The organism is Corynebacterium sp. UBA4397 (assembly GCF_002390965.1).
In the GTDB taxonomy this organism is placed as follows: Bacteria; Actinomycetota; Actinomycetes; order Mycobacteriales; family Mycobacteriaceae; genus Corynebacterium; species Corynebacterium flavescens.
On record NZ_DGRD01000034.1, the window covers coordinates 1 to 19,492 of the forward strand.

At 59.2% G+C, this 19,492-nt stretch carries 19 protein-coding genes and 1 pseudogene; 7 read left to right on the forward strand and 13 right to left on the reverse strand.

The window, feature by feature from the left end; genetic code table 11:
• Nucleotides 1-259: 259 nt before the first annotated feature.
• The 8 genes from B2696_RS08005 to rpmH are packed head-to-tail and all read right to left on the reverse strand — an operon-like array spanning nucleotide 260 to nucleotide 5,151.
• On the reverse strand, nucleotides 260-835 hold the full coding sequence (locus tag B2696_RS08005) for a hypothetical protein (RefSeq protein WP_075730895.1): 576 nt from the start codon (nucleotides 833-835) through the stop codon (nucleotides 260-262).
• On the reverse strand, nucleotides 836-1,861 hold the full coding sequence (locus B2696_RS08010) for a ParB/RepB/Spo0J family partition protein (protein ID WP_075730896.1): 1,026 nt from the start codon (nucleotides 1,859-1,861) through the stop codon (nucleotides 836-838).
• A gap of 7 nt (nucleotides 1,862-1,868) precedes the next feature.
• Nucleotides 1,869-2,717 (reverse strand): ParA family protein, encoded by an 849-nt coding sequence (locus tag B2696_RS08015; protein ID WP_075730898.1) that lies wholly within the window; start codon nucleotides 2,715-2,717, stop codon nucleotides 1,869-1,871.
• 10 nt (nucleotides 2,718-2,727) lie between these two features.
• On the reverse strand, nucleotides 2,728-3,336 hold the full coding sequence (rsmG, locus tag B2696_RS08020; RefSeq protein WP_286954941.1) for a 16S rRNA (guanine(527)-N(7))-methyltransferase RsmG: 609 nt from the start codon (nucleotides 3,334-3,336) through the stop codon (nucleotides 2,728-2,730).
• A gap of 53 nt (nucleotides 3,337-3,389) precedes the next feature.
• Nucleotides 3,390-4,370 (reverse strand): membrane protein insertase YidC, encoded by a 981-nt coding sequence (gene yidC, locus B2696_RS08025; RefSeq protein WP_286954942.1) that lies wholly within the window; start codon nucleotides 4,368-4,370, stop codon nucleotides 3,390-3,392.
• 14 nt (nucleotides 4,371-4,384) lie between these two features.
• Nucleotides 4,385-4,660: a membrane protein insertion efficiency factor YidD gene (gene yidD, locus B2696_RS08030; RefSeq protein ID WP_075730904.1), complete on the reverse strand. Its 276-nt coding sequence runs from the start codon at nucleotides 4,658-4,660 to the stop codon at nucleotides 4,385-4,387.
• Nucleotides 4,648-5,004 (reverse strand): ribonuclease P protein component, encoded by a 357-nt coding sequence (gene rnpA / locus B2696_RS08035; protein WP_286954943.1) that lies wholly within the window; start codon nucleotides 5,002-5,004, stop codon nucleotides 4,648-4,650. The genes yidD and rnpA overlap by 13 nt, the downstream gene beginning before the upstream one ends.
• Before the next feature lie 3 nt (nucleotides 5,005-5,007).
• Entirely contained in the window at nucleotides 5,008-5,151 is a 144-nt protein-coding gene (rpmH, locus tag B2696_RS08040) for a 50S ribosomal protein L34 (protein WP_003847033.1), read from the reverse strand.
• Nucleotides 5,152-5,851: 700 nt separating this feature from the next.
• Between rpmH and dnaA the strand changes: the two genes are divergently transcribed.
• From dnaA to gyrB, 5 genes are all read left to right on the forward strand, one after another.
• Nucleotides 5,852-7,480, forward strand: a complete 1,629-nt coding sequence (gene dnaA / locus B2696_RS08045) for a chromosomal replication initiator protein DnaA (protein ID WP_075728767.1) — start codon at nucleotides 5,852-5,854, stop codon at nucleotides 7,478-7,480.
• 614 nt (nucleotides 7,481-8,094) lie between these two features.
• Nucleotides 8,095-9,279: a DNA polymerase III subunit beta gene (gene dnaN / locus B2696_RS08050; RefSeq protein WP_075728768.1), complete on the forward strand. Its 1,185-nt coding sequence runs from the start codon at nucleotides 8,095-8,097 to the stop codon at nucleotides 9,277-9,279.
• The gene (recF, locus tag B2696_RS08055; protein WP_286954944.1) at nucleotides 9,279-10,442 is read left to right on the forward strand and encodes a DNA replication/repair protein RecF; all 1,164 of its coding nucleotides are present in this window, start codon (nucleotides 9,279-9,281) and stop codon (nucleotides 10,440-10,442) included. Before dnaN ends, recF begins: the two co-directional genes overlap by 1 nt.
• A 3-nt stretch (nucleotides 10,443-10,445) precedes the next feature.
• Nucleotides 10,446-10,973, forward strand: a complete 528-nt coding sequence (locus B2696_RS08060; RefSeq protein WP_276621663.1) for a DciA family protein — start codon at nucleotides 10,446-10,448, stop codon at nucleotides 10,971-10,973.
• 135 nt (nucleotides 10,974-11,108) lie between these two features.
• Complete coding sequence (gene gyrB / locus B2696_RS08065) at nucleotides 11,109-13,193, forward strand: DNA topoisomerase (ATP-hydrolyzing) subunit B (RefSeq protein WP_075728771.1); 2,085 nt, start codon at nucleotides 11,109-11,111, stop codon at nucleotides 13,191-13,193.
• 12 nt (nucleotides 13,194-13,205) lie between these two features.
• Here the strand turns inward: gyrB and ggt are convergent, their stop codons facing one another.
• The 3 genes from ggt to B2696_RS08080 all read right to left on the reverse strand — a co-directional run bounded on the left by ggt (nucleotide 13,206) and on the right by B2696_RS08080 (nucleotide 15,756).
• Nucleotides 13,206-15,191: a gamma-glutamyltransferase gene (ggt, locus tag B2696_RS08070; protein ID WP_286954945.1), complete on the reverse strand. Its 1,986-nt coding sequence runs from the start codon at nucleotides 15,189-15,191 to the stop codon at nucleotides 13,206-13,208.
• 86 nt (nucleotides 15,192-15,277) lie between these two features.
• Nucleotides 15,278-15,547, reverse strand: a complete 270-nt coding sequence (locus B2696_RS08075) for a cell filamentation protein Fic (RefSeq protein ID WP_312955526.1) — start codon at nucleotides 15,545-15,547, stop codon at nucleotides 15,278-15,280.
• Nucleotides 15,544-15,756 (reverse strand): CopG family transcriptional regulator, encoded by a 213-nt coding sequence (locus B2696_RS08080; protein WP_075728773.1) that lies wholly within the window; start codon nucleotides 15,754-15,756, stop codon nucleotides 15,544-15,546. The genes B2696_RS08075 and B2696_RS08080 overlap by 4 nt, the downstream gene beginning before the upstream one ends.
• A 123-nt stretch (nucleotides 15,757-15,879) precedes the next feature.
• Between B2696_RS08080 and gyrA the strand changes: the two genes are divergently transcribed.
• Both gyrA and B2696_RS08090 read left to right on the forward strand, forming a co-directional pair.
• Entirely contained in the window at nucleotides 15,880-18,441 is a 2,562-nt protein-coding gene (gene gyrA, locus B2696_RS08085; protein WP_075728774.1) for a DNA gyrase subunit A, read from the forward strand.
• A 4-nt stretch (nucleotides 18,442-18,445) separates the two neighbouring features.
• Nucleotides 18,446-18,820 carry a DUF3566 domain-containing protein gene (locus B2696_RS08090; protein ID WP_075728775.1) on the forward strand — a complete coding sequence of 125 codons (375 nt, stop codon included), beginning with the start codon at nucleotides 18,446-18,448 and terminating at the stop codon, nucleotides 18,818-18,820.
• Nucleotides 18,821-18,918: 98 nt separating this feature from the next.
• Here the strand turns inward: B2696_RS08090 and B2696_RS08095 are convergent, their stop codons facing one another.
• Complete coding sequence (locus B2696_RS08095; RefSeq protein WP_232315943.1) at nucleotides 18,919-19,119, reverse strand: DUF1540 domain-containing protein; 201 nt, start codon at nucleotides 19,117-19,119, stop codon at nucleotides 18,919-18,921.
• 145 nt (nucleotides 19,120-19,264) lie between these two features.
• Nucleotides 19,265-19,492: pseudogene (locus tag B2696_RS08100) on the reverse strand (DDE-type integrase/transposase/recombinase); the annotation flags it as partial.

Below are 19,492 nucleotides of genomic sequence, written 5' to 3' on the forward strand. Positions count from 1 at the left end.
AAGTTGTGCGAAATACTCCTGCAAGCCCATGACCGCCACGCTAGGACACCGCCCACCGCCGCGACAATCCCCAACCCGCATCGAACAAGGAAACTGTGGATAACCCACCAGGCCCGGGGCGGTTATCCACAGCCAGGCCGCCTAACCAGAACTTGGCAGTGCAATAGCAAAGCCATCCGACCTATCCTGAATGATCGGGCTCATGCGGAGACTGGAAGAACCTCTTAAGTCCTGCCCGGCTTCTGTGAGGCACCCACCTCTAGGCCAGGGCCTGGGCCAAGAGGTCCTCAGCGGCGGCGGCCGTGAGCAAATCAAACTTCGGGGGAAGTTCGAGGCGCAGGCGCGGGGTAATGGGATGGTCGCGGATAACGCTAAACCCAGCCGATTCCAAAGACTCCACCGGCGGCAGACCGATGAATGCGGGTTTGCTGCCTAGAAGCGCGCGAGCCTCATTGTGGTCGCGGTATCCAAAGGCCTCGACGGCGGGGAAGTTGCGGGAGCTGAGGTTCATAATCGCGGCGTCGACAAGCACGGTGTCAAGACCGCGCAGGGCGCACTCGGGGTTGATGAATATCGAGCTGAGGAATACCGCGTCCTCAGAAAGGGGAGCGGTGGGCATCTTCGCAACCCCGGGCGCGAGATCGCGCGAGCAGAAGAAGATGGTGGCCTTATCCGCGATGCTAAAACCGCACTCCCCAAAGAGGATGAGAGCGGCGGAGATCCAAGCCTCCTTCTCGAAAGCCGGATCGGAAACGGTGGTTTTGAGCTCCCAAAAGACCGACTTGGCGGCCAAAGGATGAATGACCGAACCCTCATGCACCGTCTCAAGTGGCATTTATTGCCCTTCGATGAGGGACATGATGCGCTCGAAGTCTGCCTGGTCGCCGAACTCGACCACCATCTTTCCTTTGCGCTTACCCATGGTGACGGTGACCTTGGTATCGAAACGGTCCGCGAGGCGCTCCGCGGAATGGGTGAAGAACTGCGGCTGCGGGGCAGGCTCCTTCTTGGCAGACTTAGCGGGCGCGCCCTCCCTCTTGTACAGAGTGACGGCCTCCTCCGTGGCACGCACAGACAGCCCCTCCGCAATGACGCGATCAGCAATAAGATCCATTGCTGCTGGATCACTCAGACCTAGGATGGCGCGGGCGTGCCCGGCACTCAATGTGCCAGCAGCTACGCGCTTCTGCACCGATACCGGCAGGCGCAGGAGGCGAATCATGTTGGTCACCTGCGGGCGCGAGCGCCCGATGCGATCAGCCAACTCATTCTGAGTAACGCCAAATTCCTCGAGCAACTGCTGGTAGGCATGTGCCTCTTCGAGTGGGTTGAGCTGGACGCGGTGGATATTCTCCAGCAGTGCGTCACGCAGCAGAGCATCATCCTTGGTATCGCGGACGATGGCAGGAATGGTGGCCAAACCAGCCTTGGCGGATGCGCGCCAGCGGCGCTCACCCATGATGAGCTCAAAGCCGCCATCTGACGCGGGACGGACAACCACGGGCTGCAGCAGCCCAAACTCACGAATGGAGTGGACAAGCTCCTCGAGTGTTGCCTCATCGAAGACGGCGCGCGGCTGCTGGGGGTTGGGAGAAATCTCTCCGATGGGAATCTCGCGGTAGGTGGCGCCGATGGCCGCGGGGCGAGCCTGGCGCTTGGAGGAGCCACCGGACTGGGAAATGGTGGGCGCGCCCTTTACCTTCTTGCCTTCGCCGGAAGCCTCCTTGGAGGAGGTAGCATTGCCGAGAATGATGTCGGCGGCGCTGTTTCCCAGGCGGGGTCGACGGCTGGGAGCTTCGTTTCCGGAGGGGATGAGCGCGGCTAGGCCCTTGCCTAGACCTCGTTGTTTTTGCTCTGACATATCTTGTCTATCCTTCCAGTTCCGCGAAGATTTCCGGGCTCACGCCGATGGCGCCGGTAGAGGGGTGCGGTACATAATCGCCCCGGGCATCGAGTTCACGGGCGGCGGCGAGGTAGGCGCGGGCGCCAGTGGAGGCGGGATCATAATCAATGACGGTCTTGCCATAGCCGGGTGCCTCAGAAACACGCACGGAGCGCGGGATGACATTGCCAAGTACCACGGCGCCGAATTGCTCCCTCACCTCGTTGACAACCTGCTGCGCTAGCTTGGTGCGCGCGTCATACATAGTTAAAAGAACGGCGGAGATATGCAGCTCCTGGTTGAGATGCTGGCGAATCATGGAGATATTGCCCAACAGCTGTCCCACGCCCTCGAGCGCGTAGTACTCGCACTGAATGGGAATGATGATCTCTTCCGCACAAGTCATGGCGTTGATGGTGAGCAGGCCCAAGGAGGGAGGGCAATCGATGAATACGTATTCAAAACCCTGCTCCTCAATGAAACCATTATGCAGCGCATCGTAGAGACGGAACTCCCTGCGCACGAGCGAGACCATCTCGATTTCGGCGCCAGCCAGATCGATGGTGGCAGGGATGCAATAGAGGTTCTCGGAGCTAGGGGAGGTCTGCATGGCCTGCTCCGCCGAGCAATCACCGAGCAAAACCTCGTAGCTGGACTTGGTCCCTGTGGTGTGTTCAGCGCCCACTGCGGTTGACGCATTACCCTGTGGATCCAGGTCTATCACCAGGACTTTTTTTCCGTCCTCTGCCAGAGCCGCCGCCAGGTTCACAGCACTGGTGGTTTTGCCTACTCCGCCCTTTTGATTGGCGATGGTAATAAGACGTGGAATTGTCATGGACTCTACCTTAGTTCACGCGGGGAACACGGATAATCGTAGTTCCCTCAATGGTCTCTACCTGTGCTTTTCCTCCGCCGGCGCGTTTTATCTCCGCGGCGTCACGCTCCAGTTCCTCGAGCACGGAACTGCCCTTGAGCGCGATCATTTCACCGCCCTTGCGCACGAGCGGCAGGGACCACTTGGCGAGCTTGCCCAGGGGAGCGACCGCCCGCGAGGTGACAACATCAGCACCTGCCACGGCCTTCTTTACTGGGCCCTCCTCGGCACGCCCACGGATGACCGTGACGTTGTCGAGTCCGAGCAGCTCTACGACCTCGGAAAGGTAATTGGAACGCTTCAGCAGCGGCTCGACTAGGGTCAGTTGGAGATCGGGCCGTGCAATAGCCAGGGGAATACCCGGCAGGCCGGCCCCTGATCCCACGTCAACCACGCGGGCGCCCGTGGGGATGACGCTATTGACGACGGCGCAATTGAGGATGTGGCGCTCCCATAGGCGCGGCACCTCGCGGGGACCGATAAAACCACGAATGGACCCGTCGGTGGCCAGGGAATCGTGATAAGCCTGCGCAACGGCAAGGCGAGGGCCAAATACTTCAGACGGGTCCAGCACGGACAAGGGAGCTCCTCGGATCAGGAAGTGTCGATACTGATAAAAGTACCGACACTAAACTAGTTGTTCTTTTTGCGTTGCTTCTTAGTCCGGGCGTCCTTCTTGCGAGCGCCGGGCTTAGGAGCGGTGGTTCGCTTGAGCTCCACCTTAGCGGCCTCTTCGGCTTCTTCCTCGCGGTCCATCTTGGCAAAGACGAGGCGAGTCTGGAAGAAAGTCCACACGGTGTTGGAGAGCATGTAGAAGAGCAAGCCGATAGGCCAGATGAAGCCGGAGAATACCAGCATGGCTGGCATGAACCACAGCATCATCTTGTTCATCATGGCCATCTGCTGCTGCATCATTTCCGCATTCTGTCCCTGGGGGGCAACGGTCTTGCCAGCGTCACGGCGAGCTTCCTGGCGGGAAAGAGTCATCCGAGCATTGAAGTGAGTGAGCACCGCGATCACAGCGATGAGCGGGACGATGATGAAGGCAGCCTGTGTGGAGGTGACATCCTGCAAGATGGGCGAATTAACGCGCAGGTTAGCCACCAGAGGAATGCCGAAAATCTTGGCATCGAGGAACTGCTGCACAAGCTCTGGGGAGAAGATGTAGTTCGCGGTATTCGCATTGGCCTCGATGGACATGGGATCCCCGGCGGGGTGTCCGATGCCACCGGCCACGGAAACGGTGCGGTCGAAGGAACGCAAGACGTGGAAGAGGCCGATGAACACCGGCATCTGCGCGAGCATGGGAAGACAGCCAGCAATCGGACGAACGCCCGATTCCTTGTAGATCTTCTGCATCTCCTGCGAAGCCTTCATTTGATCATTGGCGTACTTGGTACGGATCTCTTGCAGCTTCGGTTGAATCTCCTGCATCTTGCGGGAAGATCGCAACTGGTTGATGGTCGGCTTGACCATGATGGCTTTGATGGTCCAAGTGAGCAAGACGATGGAAAGGATCCAGGTAATGCCCCAGGCAGGATTCAGTACGAGACTGAGCAGCCAATGCCAGAACCATAGAATGGCCGAGATGGGCCAGTAAACGAAATTAAGCACGAGTGTTGTAGTCCTCAGTTGTTGTTCTTAGCCGGAACGAAATCGAAACCTCCCGGATGCCAGGGGCCGCACTTACAGAGCCTAGCGATTGCCATGACCGTGCCCTTGAAGGCTCCGTGAATGGAAATAGCCTCAAGCGCGTAGGCGCTGCATGTCGGTTCGAAACGACAGGTTGAACCCATCTTAAGTGCTGACAGGTATTTTTGGTAGAAGCGAACCGCCGCGACAAGAACCTTGGCTAGACCGCGGGCCTTCGGTATCTCCTCACCCTGGGTGTTTAGATATCCCATTTTTTCCGCACAGCTTTCAAGAGATCCGCCGCGAGCTTGGCGCTGCTGGCTTCTGCACTGGCGGGGAGTGCCCGGATGACGATGTCGGCGTGCGCAGGCAAGAGACCAGCAAGCGCCATGCACACATGCCGAAGCCGCCGGGCGGTACGGTGGCGAACCACTGCATTCCCGACGGCTTTGGAAACAACGAGCCCAAAGCGCGGCCCGGAGGCCGCGATGTCTTCGGTGCTGCGCTGCCGCTCCTGCATGTGCACGACTAGCGTGCGGGTCCCAGCCCTGCTTCCACCTTTGATTACACGCCGAAACTGCGTCGGCGAAGTGAGTTTATGCTGGGAAGGAAGCATGACTTAAGCGGTCAGCTTAGCGCGGCCCTTCTTGCGACGGGCTGCAACAATGGCGCGACCTGCACGAGTGCTCATGCGGGTACGGAAGCCGTGCTTGCGTGCACGACGACGGTTGTTGGGTTGGAACGTGCGCTTACCCTTTGCCACGTTAATTCTCCTTGAAGTTGTTAGCCGATTCCCCACACGTATGCCGGGAATCCACTGATGAATGGAATTCGTGAGTGTTTAAGCGACTCGGTACACCAAGTGGTGCGGACACTCTCACGCGCAACGTTTCGCTGCGATAGACCATGACAGATTACGTGAAACAGGCACCTCGAAACAAATCGACACACGGGTACACCCGAAATTACAAAGATGTTTTTTCTCCCAGCTTAAGGGGCATTTAGGGGCATCACCCTGCACAAGTTTGCACGCCCGCTGCCGCCTCTCCCGCGGCCCGCCCACACCCGCTGCTGGGGAGGCTAGACACCCTCCACGGATCGGCGGTAGAACTGAATAATCAAATTCCACAGTCGCCCACAGGGTGTGGATAACTCTCGATAACCGGTTTAGACTTTTAACGTTACCCCAGCTAAAGTGCCATTGTGACCCGATTCGGAGTTATCCACAGCTATCCACTAGGCTGTGGATAAACAATTTACTCACAGCTGTGAATAACTCTGTGGAGATCGAGGTGACACCCTGAAAACCCGTGTGAAAACTGCAGTGTTCTTCGCCGTGGAATTCACACTGCTACTCTCCGGCGTCGGCTCAACCGTTAAGAATTACAGAAGCGGAGAGGCCACTTAAAGGTGTCATTCGATCCTCTTGTCCATCCATCCCTCTATTTTCCAAAGGTACTGGTGTGTCCGACCAACAATCGGCTATTAATGCGACCTGGCGAGCAGTAGTAGAAGATCTGCTCGCCCAATCTGAGCAACCCAACTCGGATGTCCCCAATTTCAATCACACGCAGCGCCTTTACCTTCAACTTGCGCGCCCCATCATGATGATGGATGGCTATGCGCTTATCGCGGCCCCAGACATGACCGCGAAGAACGTGGTGGAAAATGATCTCGGCCCCCATATCTCCAAGGCTCTAGCCCGCCAACTCGGCCGGCCTTGTTCCTTGGCCGTAACCCTTGCCAATCCTGAGTTGGCCGATGATGCTGGCGGCGCCCAGTCCCAGCCGACCCAGGGCAATCCCGGACCGCTGGCTTCGCCGACTCCACAAGCATCCCAAGCTCCGCAGCCGCCGCAGGCACCTCAGTTCTCACCACCACCGGCATCTCCACCACAGGTCAGCCGCCCACGGCAGATGAGTTCCACCTCTCATGGTGCGGATTGGCAGATCTCGCACGCTCCCGCCAGCCTCGACGAGCTGGCGGCGCATTACCAGCAACCCGGACCGCATGCTGCACGCATCCCCCGGGAAGCCCCCGCGCACGATCCCAACCGCGAGAAGTCTCTGAATCCCAAGCACACCTTCGATAGCTTCGTCATCGGCTCCTCCAACCGCTTTGCCAACGGCGCCGCCGTTGCCGTCGCGGAGAACCCCGCGCGTGCATATAATCCTCTGTTTATTTGGGGCGGATCCGGGCTGGGAAAGACGCACCTGCTCCACGCGGCCGGAAACTATGCGCAGCTGCTGCACCCGGGGCTGCGGGTGAAGTATGTGTCCTCGGAAGAGTTCACCAATGACTACATCAACTCTCTGCGCGATGACCGCCAGGAATCATTCAAGCGGCGCTACCGCAACCTCGACATCTTGATGGTGGATGATATTCAGTTCCTCGAGGGCAAAGAATCAACTCAGGAAGAGTTCTTCCACACCTTCAATGCGCTGCACCAGGCGAATAAGCAGATCATCTTGTCCTCCGATCGCCCTCCGAAACAGCTGGTGACCTTGGAAGATCGCCTGCGTACCCGTTTTGAAGGCGGGCTCATCACCGATATTCAGCCGCCAGACCTGGAAACGCGCATCGCCATCTTGATGAAGAAGGCCGCGGCCGATGGCACCATCGTTGACCGCTCGGTCTTAGAGCTCATTGCCTCCCGCTTCGAGTCCTCCATCCGCGAGCTCGAGGGCGCCCTCATCCGCGTCTCGGCCTATTCTTCCCTGGTCAATGAGCCGATCAATCTGGAGATGGCCGAGATCGCCCTGCGTGATCTTGCTCCGGATTCCGCGGATCGTCAGATCACCGCCGCTGCCATCATGCAGGTGACCGCAGAATACTTCGACATCGATGTCGAAACCCTGCGGGGTGCAGGTAAGAAACGGGCCGTTTCGCATGCGCGACAGCTAGCCATGTATCTGTGCCGCGAACTCACCGAGTTATCCCTGCCGAAGATCGGGGCGCAGTTCGGCGGCAAGGACCACACCACCGTCATCTATGCGGACCGCAAGATCCGCAAGGAAATGACAGAGAAGCGCAATACCTACGACGAAATCCAGGCGCTGACCCAACGCATCAAGAATCGCGGGACCGCCTAAGCTGCGCCATCCTCCCGCGATCTTCGCTGCTTATCGACGCCGTTTTCCTTCACGTTGCCTCACAACACCAAGGAGTGCGGCGTCTTTTGGCATGCCTGCAATCTAGCCCGCAACTAACCGTCGAAACTTATCCACAGAAGTTATTCACAGCTGTGTAATTCCATTGTTGTAATTCGTAGATCTTGATCACATTTTGAAATTCCACAGTCCAGGTAGGTCATGCGGCCTGCTGTGATCAATCCTGTTGGGAATGACAAGAATTCTGGGGACAGGTTGTGGACAACTTCGACCCCCGAAAAGTTATCCACAATTCTTGTCATTTGATCACAGGAATTACACAACCTCGATCACACCCTGCTTTTATGTCGTTAGCAGCGAGTTTTGGCACTTAAACACAGATTCCACAGCGGTTACTACTACTACTAAATAATTTCCCTGATCTTTAAAGAAGAAAAAGGATGTGTGTAATTCGCCTCGCCCTCGCCCACCGCCGGGTGGAGCAGAGAGCGGCAAAGATGAATTACAAAAGTTCGAAGGCCTGGCGGCATGCGGTAGGTTGGAAGAATCCAAATTTCTTGTAAGTAACAACTTTTGTAGAGGAGCTCCTCGTAACCATGGAACAATCTGTGTCATTTCGCGTTGCCAAAGATGACTTGGCCGATGCCGTTTCCTGGGTTGCACGCAGTCTTCCATCCAAAGTTGCCCAACCGGTTCTTCGCGCGATGCTCATCACCGCGGATGACAAAGGTTTGGAATTCTCGGGATTCGACTACGAGGTTTCCACCCGCGTGCGCATCGCGGCCATGGTGGATGAGCCCGGCCGCATCGCCGTCGCCGGCAAGCTCCTGGCAGACATCGTTGCTACCTTGCCCAACAAGGAAGTCGAGATGACGCTCGAGGACAATTCCCAGGTGGTGCTTTCCTGTGGTTCCTCGCGTTTTTCGCTGCCCATCATTCCTCTCGATGATTATCCGCAGCTTCCTCAGCTTCCCGCGGTGACTGGAACCATCCAGCCGCAGCTTTTCGTGGAGGCTATCAGCCAGGTCGCCTCCGCAGCTGGGCGCGATGACACCCTGCCTATGCTCACCGGTGTTCACATGGATATTCGTGGCTCCCACGTCGAGATGACGGCGACGGACCGTTTCCGTCTAGCCATGCGCACCCTTGAGTGGGATCCCAGCTCCCCAGACGTTCAGGCCAAGCTCTTGGTACCGGCGAAGACGCTGCAGGAAACCGGGCGATCGCTTGATACTCACTTGAATACTCCCGTAGAAATCGCCGTCGGTGAGGGCGAGAACATCGGCGCAGAAGGTCTTTTCGGCGTTCACGCCGCTAATCGGGAGATCACCACCCGCATGCTCGATGCAGACTTCCCCAACGTGGCGCCGCTGCTGCCGAAGACGCATACGGCCATTGCCAGCATCGAGGTGGCACCGCTGCAGGAGGCCATCCGCCGCGTTTCCCTGCTCACGGACCGCAACGCGCAGATCCGCATGGAGTTCTCCGAGGGCCAGGTCATTCTCGCCGCCGGGGCCGAATCCGGCAACGCCACCGAGACCCTGCCTTGTGCTTTCACCGGCCGCGACGAGTTCCTCATCGCTTTCAACCCGGGATACCTCAAAGATGGACTTTCCGTGGTTCATACCAACCGCGTGGTCTTCGGATTCACCGAGCCTTCGCGCCCGGCAATCATGATTCCAGAGCCTGAGGTTCTGCCCGAGGTCAACGAGGATGGAGTCTTCCCCACACCGCAGACTGATTTCACCTACCTGCTCATGCCGGTTCGTCTGCCGGGTTAATGTACATTCGCGACCTCGATCTCCGGGATTTTCGCTCGTGGCCCAGCCTTAGTATTCAGCTTGGGCCGGGCATCACCCTTTTCGTCGGGCGCAACGGATTCGGCAAGACCAATATCGTCGAAGCAGTGGGCTACTGTGCTCACCTTTCCTCTCACCGCGTCTCCCACGATGCACCGCTGGTCAGGCAGGGCGCAGAGAATGCAAGGGTGTCCGTCACCGCAGTCAATGAGGGACGGGAGCTAACTGCGCACCTGCTCATCAAAGCGCATGCTGGCAACCAGGCACAGATAAATCGCACGCGTTTGCAGAGCCCGCGGGAGCTCCTCGGCGTGGTGAGATCGGTGCTTTTTTCCCCGGAGGACATCGCTCTGGTGCGCGGGGAACCCGCATCTCGCCGCGCATATCTCGACAACATTATTGCCAGCCGCACCCCGCGTCTAGCCGGGGTCAAGGCTGATTTTGACAAGGTCCTTAAGCAACGCAACGCCTTGCTGAAGTCGGCTTCGTTAAGCCTGCGACGGGGCTATGGTGACAGCGACGGTGCGGCAGCCTTGGCCACCTTGGACGTGTGGGACGGGCAGTTGGCCCACTTCGGGGCCCAGGTCATTCAGGCACGCCTCCTGCTTGTCGACGAGCTTTCCCACCTCATCGCCTCCGCCTATAGCGGCCTTGCCCCAGAGTCTCGCCCCGCTCGCGTTTCCTATAAATCCACGGTCGATACCGCGGACAGGGACGTCCTCGAAGCGGTCATGCTCACCGAGCTTGCCAATCTGCGGCAGCGCGAGATTGAACGTGGATCCTCCCTGGTCGGACCACATCGCGATGACCTGGTATTGGACTTGGGCGATCACCCGGCGAAGGGGTTTGCCAGCCACGGTGAGACCTGGTCCTATGCCATCGCCCTGCGTCTTGCGGAGTTCAATCTCTTGCGCGCGGAAGGCTCGGACCCGATCCTCATCTTGGATGATGTTTTTGCTGAACTCGATGCCAAGCGCCGCGAGAAGTTGGTGCACCTCGCGGCGGAGGCCGAGCAAGTGCTCATCACCGCCGCCGTCGACGAGGACTTGCCGGGTAATCTGGAACCCATCGTTCGCTTTGAGGTCTCCGTGCGGGATGGCGCGCAGGGCAGGATCTCGGAGATTAATCGCGTGGGTGAGGCTTAGATTATGACTGATCCGATCCAGGAGTTCTTTCAGCGTGTGCGCAAGAATGCGAAGAATCCTCCCAAGTTGACCCAAAAGGCGCCGCCGATGAAGTTAGATGCCCCGGCCTCGTCCCGACCGCGTTCTTTTCAGCCGGGTAGACCTACCGGCAAGGATGGACGTCGCCAGCGCCGTAGCCTGGACATTCCTTCCCTTGGTTCGCAGATTCGCCGGGAAATTGGCCAGCGAGGTTGGGAGCACGAGCTTGCGCACGGTTGGATCATGGGAAATTGGGAAAATCTTGTTGGTCCAAAGATCGCGGCGCACACCAAGCCGGAGCGCATTAAAGACCAGATCGTCTACGTCTCCTGCGATAACTCCAACTGGGCCACTGAGCTGCGTTACCTGCAGCGCCAGATCTTGCAAAAGATTGCGGCGCGGCTGGGTCCCGATGTTATCGCTGAACTGCGGATACAGGGGCCAAAGCAGCATCGCAACTATGAGGGCAGGTTGTGGGTCAAGCCGCAGGGCTCCACTGATACCTACGGATAGCCCGACAGGTGCCCGCGCCAAATAACGCGCCATTTGCGCCCTCTAGCAGGTGTGGGGAGTCCTTTAGTAGGGGGGCACAGTGTAGAATATAGAAAGTCTTAAAATTAGCCCTAGCCAAAAGGAGAACAAGCATCCGTGGCTGAACAACACGCATATGATGCCGGCTCAATTACGATCCTCGAAGGACTCGAGGCCGTTCGTAAGCGTCCGGGTATGTACATCGGTTCCACCGGTGTGCGCGGCCTGCACCACCTGATCTGGGAGGTCGTGGATAACTCCGTCGATGAGGCCATGGCAGGTTTTGCTTCGAAGGTTACCGTCAAGCTCTTGGCTGATGGGGGCGTGGAAGTCATCGATGACGGCCGCGGCATCCCCGTCGAGATGCACGCCTCCGGTGCGCCTACCGTCCAGGTCGTTATGACCCAACTGCACGCTGGTGGCAAGTTTGATTCTGATTCCTATGCCGTCTCTGGTGGCCTGCACGGAGTCGGCATTTCCGTGGTCAACGCGCTTTCCACCCGCGTCGAGGCGGAGATCAAGCGCGACGGTAAGCACTGGTACCAGAACTTCAGCAACGCCATCCCCGAGGATCTGGTGGAGGGCGGCAACGCCCGTGGCACCGGAACGATCATCCGCTTCTGGGCGGATCCGGAAATCTTCGAGACCACCGAGTATGACTTCAAGGTTATCTCGCGCAGGCTGCAGGAGATGGCCTTCCTTAATAAAGGCCTGACCATTGAGCTCATTGATGAGCGCGTTACCCGCGAGCAGCTCGAGCTTGAAGCCATCGCTGATGCGGAGTCGGGGGAGACCACCCTTGATGCCGAGTCATTTGATGACACGGATGGTTCTGCAGGCGTGGACCCTGATGCCAGCGCAGATCTGTCAACCGGCGCGCCTGAGGCTAAGAAGTCCGGCAAGAAGCTGCAGAAGAAGATCACCTTCTACTACCCAGACGGCCTTATTGACTACGTCAAGTTCCTCAACAAGTCCAAGACCCCGATTCACCCCACCATCGTTGCTTTCGATGCCAAGGGCGAAGAGCACGAGGTCGAGGTGGCTATGCAGTGGAATCAGGGCTACAAGGAGTCCGTCCACACCTTCGCCAACACCATCAATACCTATGAGGGCGGCACCCACGAGGAGGGTTTCCGCGCAGCGCTGACCTCCCTGATGAACCGCTACGCCAAAGAGCACAAGCTCATCAAGGAGAAGGACGGCAACCTCTCCGGAGACGATTGCCGCGAAGGCCTTGCCGCAGTCATCTCGGTCAAGGTCGGCGATCCGCAGTTCGAGGGTCAGACCAAGACCAAACTCGGAAACTCGGAGATCAAGGGCTTTGTGCAGCGCGCGGTCAACGAGCATGTGAACGATTGGTTTGATGCCAATCCGGCCGAGGCAAAGGCCATCATCAACAAGGCTGTGTCTTCCGCTCACGCGCGCATGGCGGCCCGCAAGGCTCGCGAAATGGTGCGCCGCAAGTCCGCGACCGATCTTGGCGGTCTGCCCGGCAAGCTCGCGGATTGTCGTTCCAAGGATCCCAAGATCTCCGAGCTCTACATCGTGGAGGGTGACTCCGCAGGTGGCTCCGCCAAGGGCGGGCGTGACTCGATGTTCCAGGCCATCCTTCCGCTGCGCGGCAAGATCCTCAACGTGGAGAAGGCCCGCATGGATAAGGTCTTGAAGAACGCCGAGGTCCAGGCCATCATCACGGCTCTGGGCACCGGTATCCACGAGGAATTCGATATCAAGAAGCTGCGCTATGACAAGATCGTCCTCATGGCGGACGCCGACGTCGATGGCCAGCACATCGCCACCTTGCTGCTCACTCTGCTCTTCCGCTTCATGCCGCAGCTAGTGGAGGATGGCCACGTCTACCTGGCTAATCCGCCGCTGTACAAGCTCAAGTGGGGCAAGGGCGAGCCGGGCTTTGCCTACTCTGACGAAGAGCGTGACCAGCTTTTGGCCGAGGGTCTGGCGGAGAACCGCAAGATCAACAAGGATGACGGCATCCAGCGTTACAAGGGTCTAGGAGAGATGAACTCCTCCGAGCTGTGGGAGACCACCCTGGATCCTGCCAGCCGCATCTTGCGTCGCGTGGACTTGGAGGATGCGCAGCGCGCCGACGAGCTCTTCTCCATCCTCATGGGTGATGATGTCTCGGCTCGCCGTTCGTTCATCACCCGTCGCGCCAAGGATGTTCGCTTCCTCGACGTCTAAGGAGGGGAGGCTTTAAGTCCCTCCGAGGACCACTCCTTCACGGCGCGGGTCCGCGCCGCCGATGATGTCTTCGCCGCTGCGCACCAGGGCCGATAGGCCGCTGGATTGATCGGTGGCGTTGACCTCATGTCCCCGCTGCTCGAGTCCTTCTGCGATCTCGCTTTCATGCTCGGCGAGCAGCGGGTGCTCAGTTCCTATTCCGGTTTCTGGTTTATTCATTGCGCCAAAGTTGGGCGCGGAGACCGCCTGTTGCGGGTCCATTCCCCAGTCGATCATATTGACCAAGGTTTTGACCACGAATTGGATGATGAGGGAGCCGCCGGGGGAGCCCACCACCATCTCGAGATCGCCGCGGTCTGTGGTGGAATCGGTTCCTGCGGCACCGGCCCCAGCGAAGACGAGCATGGGAGACATCGAAGAGCGCGGGCGTTTGGCGGACTCGACGCGGTTGGCTACGGGCTCGCCGGCCTCATTGGTGGGCTCGGCGGAGAAGTCCGTGAGCTGGTTGTTGAGGATAAACCCGCGGGTGAAGTGGAAGGAACCGAAAGCTGCTTCCACACTGGTGGTCAATGAGGCCGCGTTGCCATAGGAATCAATGACGGAGATGTGGCTGGTGCCGTGCTCAGGGGTGATAGGCCCCGCAGCAGCGGTGCTTAAGCCTGGTTGAGCCTCACCCATGGAGGTATCCGGGTTAATCTGTCCGGCCCGCTCACGGGTGTACTCGGGGCTAATCAGCTCATCTATTCCGCCACCGGGAACGCTGACGAAGGCAGGATCCCCCACATAGGCGTCGCGGTCGGCATAGGCCAGGCGCTCGGCCTCCGAGATGAGGTGGATTGCCTCGACGTTGGGCAGTCCGCCGTCGAGGCCGACATCGCTTGGCGCATACTTTGCAAGGTCGACGTTGTTGAGGATTCCCAGAGTCTCGATCACGGCGATGCCACCGGAAGAAGAGGGCGGCATGCCGCAGATGATGCGGTCGCGGTAAGGACCACACAGCGCTTCTGATTTCTCGGGAGTATAGGCAGCCAAATCGGCGGTGGACATGAGCGAGGGGGTAAAGTCTTCGACGTTGCGCGTTGCGCGGTCCACAATTGCTGCAGCAATATCGCCGGTATAGAAGGCATCCGCGCCTCCCGTCGCTATTTCCCTGACGGTGTCAGCGTAGGCGGGGTTCTTGAGCAGCGTGCCGGCTTCCTTGGCGCTGCCATCCTCGTTGAGGAAGTACTCGGCGGCCTCGGGGTCTGTGGCCAAGTCCTCGGCGGAACTGGCGATGGAGGCAGACATGCGTGGGCTAATCTCAAAACCTGCGGAGGCAAGATCTGCGGTGGGCTCGAGAATCTGATCCCAGGCGGTTTTTCCGTGCTCAGCGTGGAGTTCTCCCAGCCCGGCGACGATCCCGGGGACCCCGATGGAGCGCCCCGAGCGGCGGGCGTCAGGGACTGGGGCGGAAGTGTCTTGATCTGAGACGTGGATGAGGTAGTTCTCGTCAGCGGCAACCGGGGCGGTTTCGCGGGCGTCGATGGCAGAAACTTCATCCTTCTGCGCGTCGTAGTAGACAATGTATCCGCCACCGCCGATGCCGGAGGATTGTGGCTCAGTCAGACCCAACGTGAATTGGGCTGCTACCAGGGCATCTGCGGCAGTACCGCCCTCCAGGAGCACCGCACAGGCGGCTTGGGAGGCCAAGGGATTGGCAGTGGCCACCGCGTAGTTCTGGGTGGTAACCGGTTCCATGCCGGAACGGTATCCGGTGGCAATCTCCGGGGCGACCGAAATATCCTCACCACTGTGGGTGCCGGTGGCAGGGCCACTGGCTTCGCTACCGGCGGGGAGTTCACAGGGCTGCGGGGCGGGGGCGGTCGCGGCCGCGGTATCTGAGGTAGAGGGCGTAGATGGGGTGTCGCTGTTGTTGGTGCACGAGCTCAAGGAGAGCCCGAGGGAGATCGCAGCAGTCGCTGCCACCACAGCCTTTAACGAATGGTTGACAGTTTTCATGTGAGGTAGTTAACCACAAGTTCACCCTGTGAAATAGACCTTTGGAGAAAATCGCGAGGAGTCTCGACGGAGAGATTCCGGGGCGATTAGTCCTGCGCAAGGGCTAGAAACACGCGCTCGCATAGAGCGGCAAACTCGCGGTTGTGGCCGCTGAGGGCTTCTACCTTGCTTAAAACCTCCCCCAAGGCATGGGCTGCGGCGCGAGGAGAGCCGTGGACGGGCAGCCCCTCGATGCGGGCGTGCGCGGCTGCGCTCGCGGCTACTAGGGCCGAAAAGTTGCTGATGCGCACGTTATAGAGAGCACAGAACTCGCGGGCGATGAGCAGTAACTGCTCGGGTGACAGGGTGGGGGTCACGAACGCGCGCGCCGAATCTCGGCCTCGAGCTCGGCGCGGCCAGGCAGGAGGCGGCGGGCGGTGTCTTGCACAGCGCCGTCGGCAAGCGTGCGGGCAGCGGCGGAGACAATGGCACGGATGGCCGCCTCGTGCTTCGAGGTGCCCTGCGCGGAAGCCAGCAGGGTGAGGGCGTGATCTTGATCGGGGGTCAAGCGCAGGGTCATTGCCATGCCGCAGATCCTAACACTTTTGTGCCTAAATGGTATCGCGGTGGTATCACTTGCAGGGTGCTTGATGGCCTAGAGGGCGTCATAACGGGCTTTTTAGGCGGTGAGCGGGTAAAATGACTCGCTATGAGTGACCACAATGACGATCTTTTTGATCGCGTCCATCCGATTGACATTAATGAGGAGATGGAGTCGAGTTATATCGACTACGCCATGTCCGTCATCGTCGGCCGCGCACTGCCCGAGGTCCGTGACGGACTGAAGCCGGTGCACCGCCGCATCCTCTACGCCATGTTTGATTCGGGCTACCGCCCAGAGCGCGGCTATGTGAAGTCCGCCCGCCCGGTCTCCGACACCATGGGCCAGTTCCACCCGCACGGCGATTCCGCCATCTATGACACGTTGGTCCGTCTGGCCCAGTCCTGGAACATGCGCTATCCGCTGGTAGATGGACAAGGTAACTTCGGCTCCCGCGGTAATGACGGCCCCGCCGCCATGCGTTATACCGAGTGCCGCATGACTCCTTTGGCCATGGAAATGGTGCGCGATATCCGCGAGAACACCGTTGACTTCTCCCCGAACTACGATGGCAAGACCCAGGAACCGGATATCCTTCCCTCCCGCGTTCCTAACCTGTTGATGAACGGTTCCGGCGGTATTGCCGTGGGCATGGCCACCAACATTCCTCCGCACAACCTCAACGAATTGGCGGAGGCCATCTACTGGCTGCTGGATCACCCCGGCGCCAGCGATGAGGATGCCTTGGCCGCGTGCATGGAACGCGTCAAGGGCCCGGATTTCCCCACCGCAGGACTCATCGTGGGAGATGGCGGCATCAAGGATGCCTATACCACAGGCCGCGGCTCTATCCGCATGCGCGGGGTCACCGCGATCGAGGAAAGTGGCTCCCGCCAGACCATCGTCATCACTGAGCTACCTTTCCAGGTCAACCCGGATAACATGATCTCCAATATCGCGGAGTCCGTGGCCAACGGCAAGATCGCTGGCATCTCCAAGATTGAGGATGAGTCCTCGGACCGCATTGGTATGCGCATCGTTGTCACCCTCAAGCGTGATGCCGTGGCGCGCGTGGTGCTCAATAACCTGTATAAGCACTCACAGCTGCAGACCTCCTTCGGCGCCAACATGCTCTCCATCGTCGATGGAGTGCCGCGGACGTTGCGCATCGACCAGATGCTGCGCTACTACGTCACGCACCAGATCGAGGTCATCGTCCGGCGTACTCAGTACCGTCTCGATGAGGCCGAGAAGCGTGCCCATATCCTGCGCGGTTTGGTCAAGGCGCTCGATATGCTCGATGAGGTCATTGCCTTGATTCGCCGCTCGCCCACCGTGGATGAGGCGCGTGAGGGACTGAAGGTCCTGCTTGACGTGGATGACATCCAGGCGGATGCCATCCTGGCCATGCAGCTGCGCCGCCTGGCCGCCCTGGAGCGGCAGAAGATCATCGATGAGTTGGCGGAGATCGAAAAGATCATCGAAGACCTGAAGGATATTCTGGCCCGCGAGGAGCGCCAGCGTGCCATCGTGCATGATGAGCTGGCCCAGATCGTGGAGAAGTACGGCGATGAGCGCCGCACGCAGATCATCTCCGCCACGGGCGATGTCTCCGATGAGGATCTCATCGCCCGCGAGAATGTCGTTGTCACCATCACTGCCACCGGCTATGCCAAGCGCACGAAGGTTGATTCTTATAAGGCTCAAAAGCGCGGCGGCAAGGGAGTACGCGGCGCGGAGCTCAAGCAGGATGACATAGTCAAGAACTTCTTCGTGTGCTCGACGCACGATTGGATTCTCTTCTTCACCAACTTCGGACGCGTTTACCGCCTCAAGGCCTATGAGCTTCCGGAGGCAGGCCGTACCGCCCGCGGTCAGCACGTGGCCAACCTGCTGGAGTTCCAGCCTGGCGAGAAGATCGCCCAGGTCATTCAGATTCAATCCTATGAGGATGCTCCTTATCTGGTGCTCGCCACCCAGCAGGGCCGGGTTAAGAAGTCACGCCTGACCGATTATGAGTCCGCGCGTTCCGCAGGCCTTATCGCCATCAACCTCAACGAGGGTGATGCACTCATTGGTGCTTCCTTGGTCGATGAGGGCGATGACATCCTGTTGACCTCGGAGCAGGGCCAGGCCATTCGCTTCACCGCCGATGATGATCAGCTGCGTCCCATGGGTCGCGCTACCGCCGGCGTGAAGGGTATGCGCTTCCGTGGTGACGATCAGCTGCTATCGATGTCCGTCGTGCACGATGGGCAGTTCCTGCTCGTGGCCACCTCCGGCGGCTATGGCAAGCGCACCGCAATCGTGGAGTACAGCCCGCAGGGCCGTGGCGGCATGGGTGTCATGACCTTCAAGTACACCCCGAAGCGCGGCAAGCTCATTGGCGCCATCGCCGTGGAGGAAGAGGACGAGATCTTAGCCATCACCTCCGCCGGCGGAGTCATCCGTACCGAGGCCAACCAGATTCGACCTTCCTCCCGTGCAACCATGGGAGTGCGTCTGGTGAACTTGGCCGATGATGTTGAATTGCTTGCCATTGACCGCAACGTCGAGGACGATGGTGAGGAAGACGCCCAGGCTGTAGCCAAGGGTGAGAAGTCGGTCGAGGATGTTCAGCAGGAGCACCTCAAGCTCGGGGAGAACCTCCACGACAAGGGTGAGGAATAAATCCATGGCACAACGGGAAGTAACCCTCGCACGCATCTCGCCTTTCTCCGCGTTTCGCGTGGGGTTGGCATTGTCTCTCGTCGGACTCGTGGCCTGGCTACTGGCGGTGTGCCTTCTCTACTTCGGCCTAGACCAGGTAGGAATCTGGGAGGACCTCAACAGCCTTGTAGGCGGCGTCGGCGGTGGCTTTGAAGTCACCTTCGGCGTAGTGCTCTCACTTTCCGCCCTCGTCGGGGCAATCACCGCGGTGCTCATGACACTGCTCGCGCCACTGATGGCTTTTATCTACAACGCCATCGTGGACGTATTCGGTGGCTTAAGCCTGCGCCTCGATGAGAATAAACTCGGCGCAAACAAGCAAGAAGAACCTGCCGAGTAAGAATCACAACCCAAAAAGAAACCCACCGTGGGAATTCATCCACGGCGGGTTTCTTTCTGCCTGTACAAAGTGCAGCGGCTCTTGCACCGGCTGAGACTCTAGCGCTGGCTGAAGCTCAAACACTCGGCCTTGCCATCGGAACGGTCGAAACTGACGTTCTTGGCAGTGCACTCCAAGTCCATGTTGTGCACGCAGGTGGCGCGTTGGCAGGCGCCAACCTGGGCGTTGACCTTGGGCGAGCTGACCTTCTCATCGCGCGGGATATAGGTGCTGCATTCCGCGGCGGTGTTGACGGACACCGCGAAGGCGCGGCAGCCGTTGATGTTATAAGCGCAGTCAGAAACAGCGCAAGCAGATACCTTGGGCGGTGCTGTTGCAAACTTCAGGCGGAGAGCCGTGACGACCCAGTCTTCATCCTCTGATGCTCGCTGCGTGTCGGCGTTCTCAGGCAGCCTCGAACACCCGGCTGACGATCACCGCATCCGGGTTCGGTTGCCCGTGAGGTCAAACATCGCGCCCTGGCCTTTCCGTAATGAGTGCATCGCTTCCATCCCTTTCAACGTCCGATATGCAGATGTCCGGTTCTTAAAACGCGCCTTTCGGCCCCAGGATCCTTTTCCGCCGACCATGATCTCCCTCGAGAACGTTGTTCAGGTATTTCACCTGCCGGTG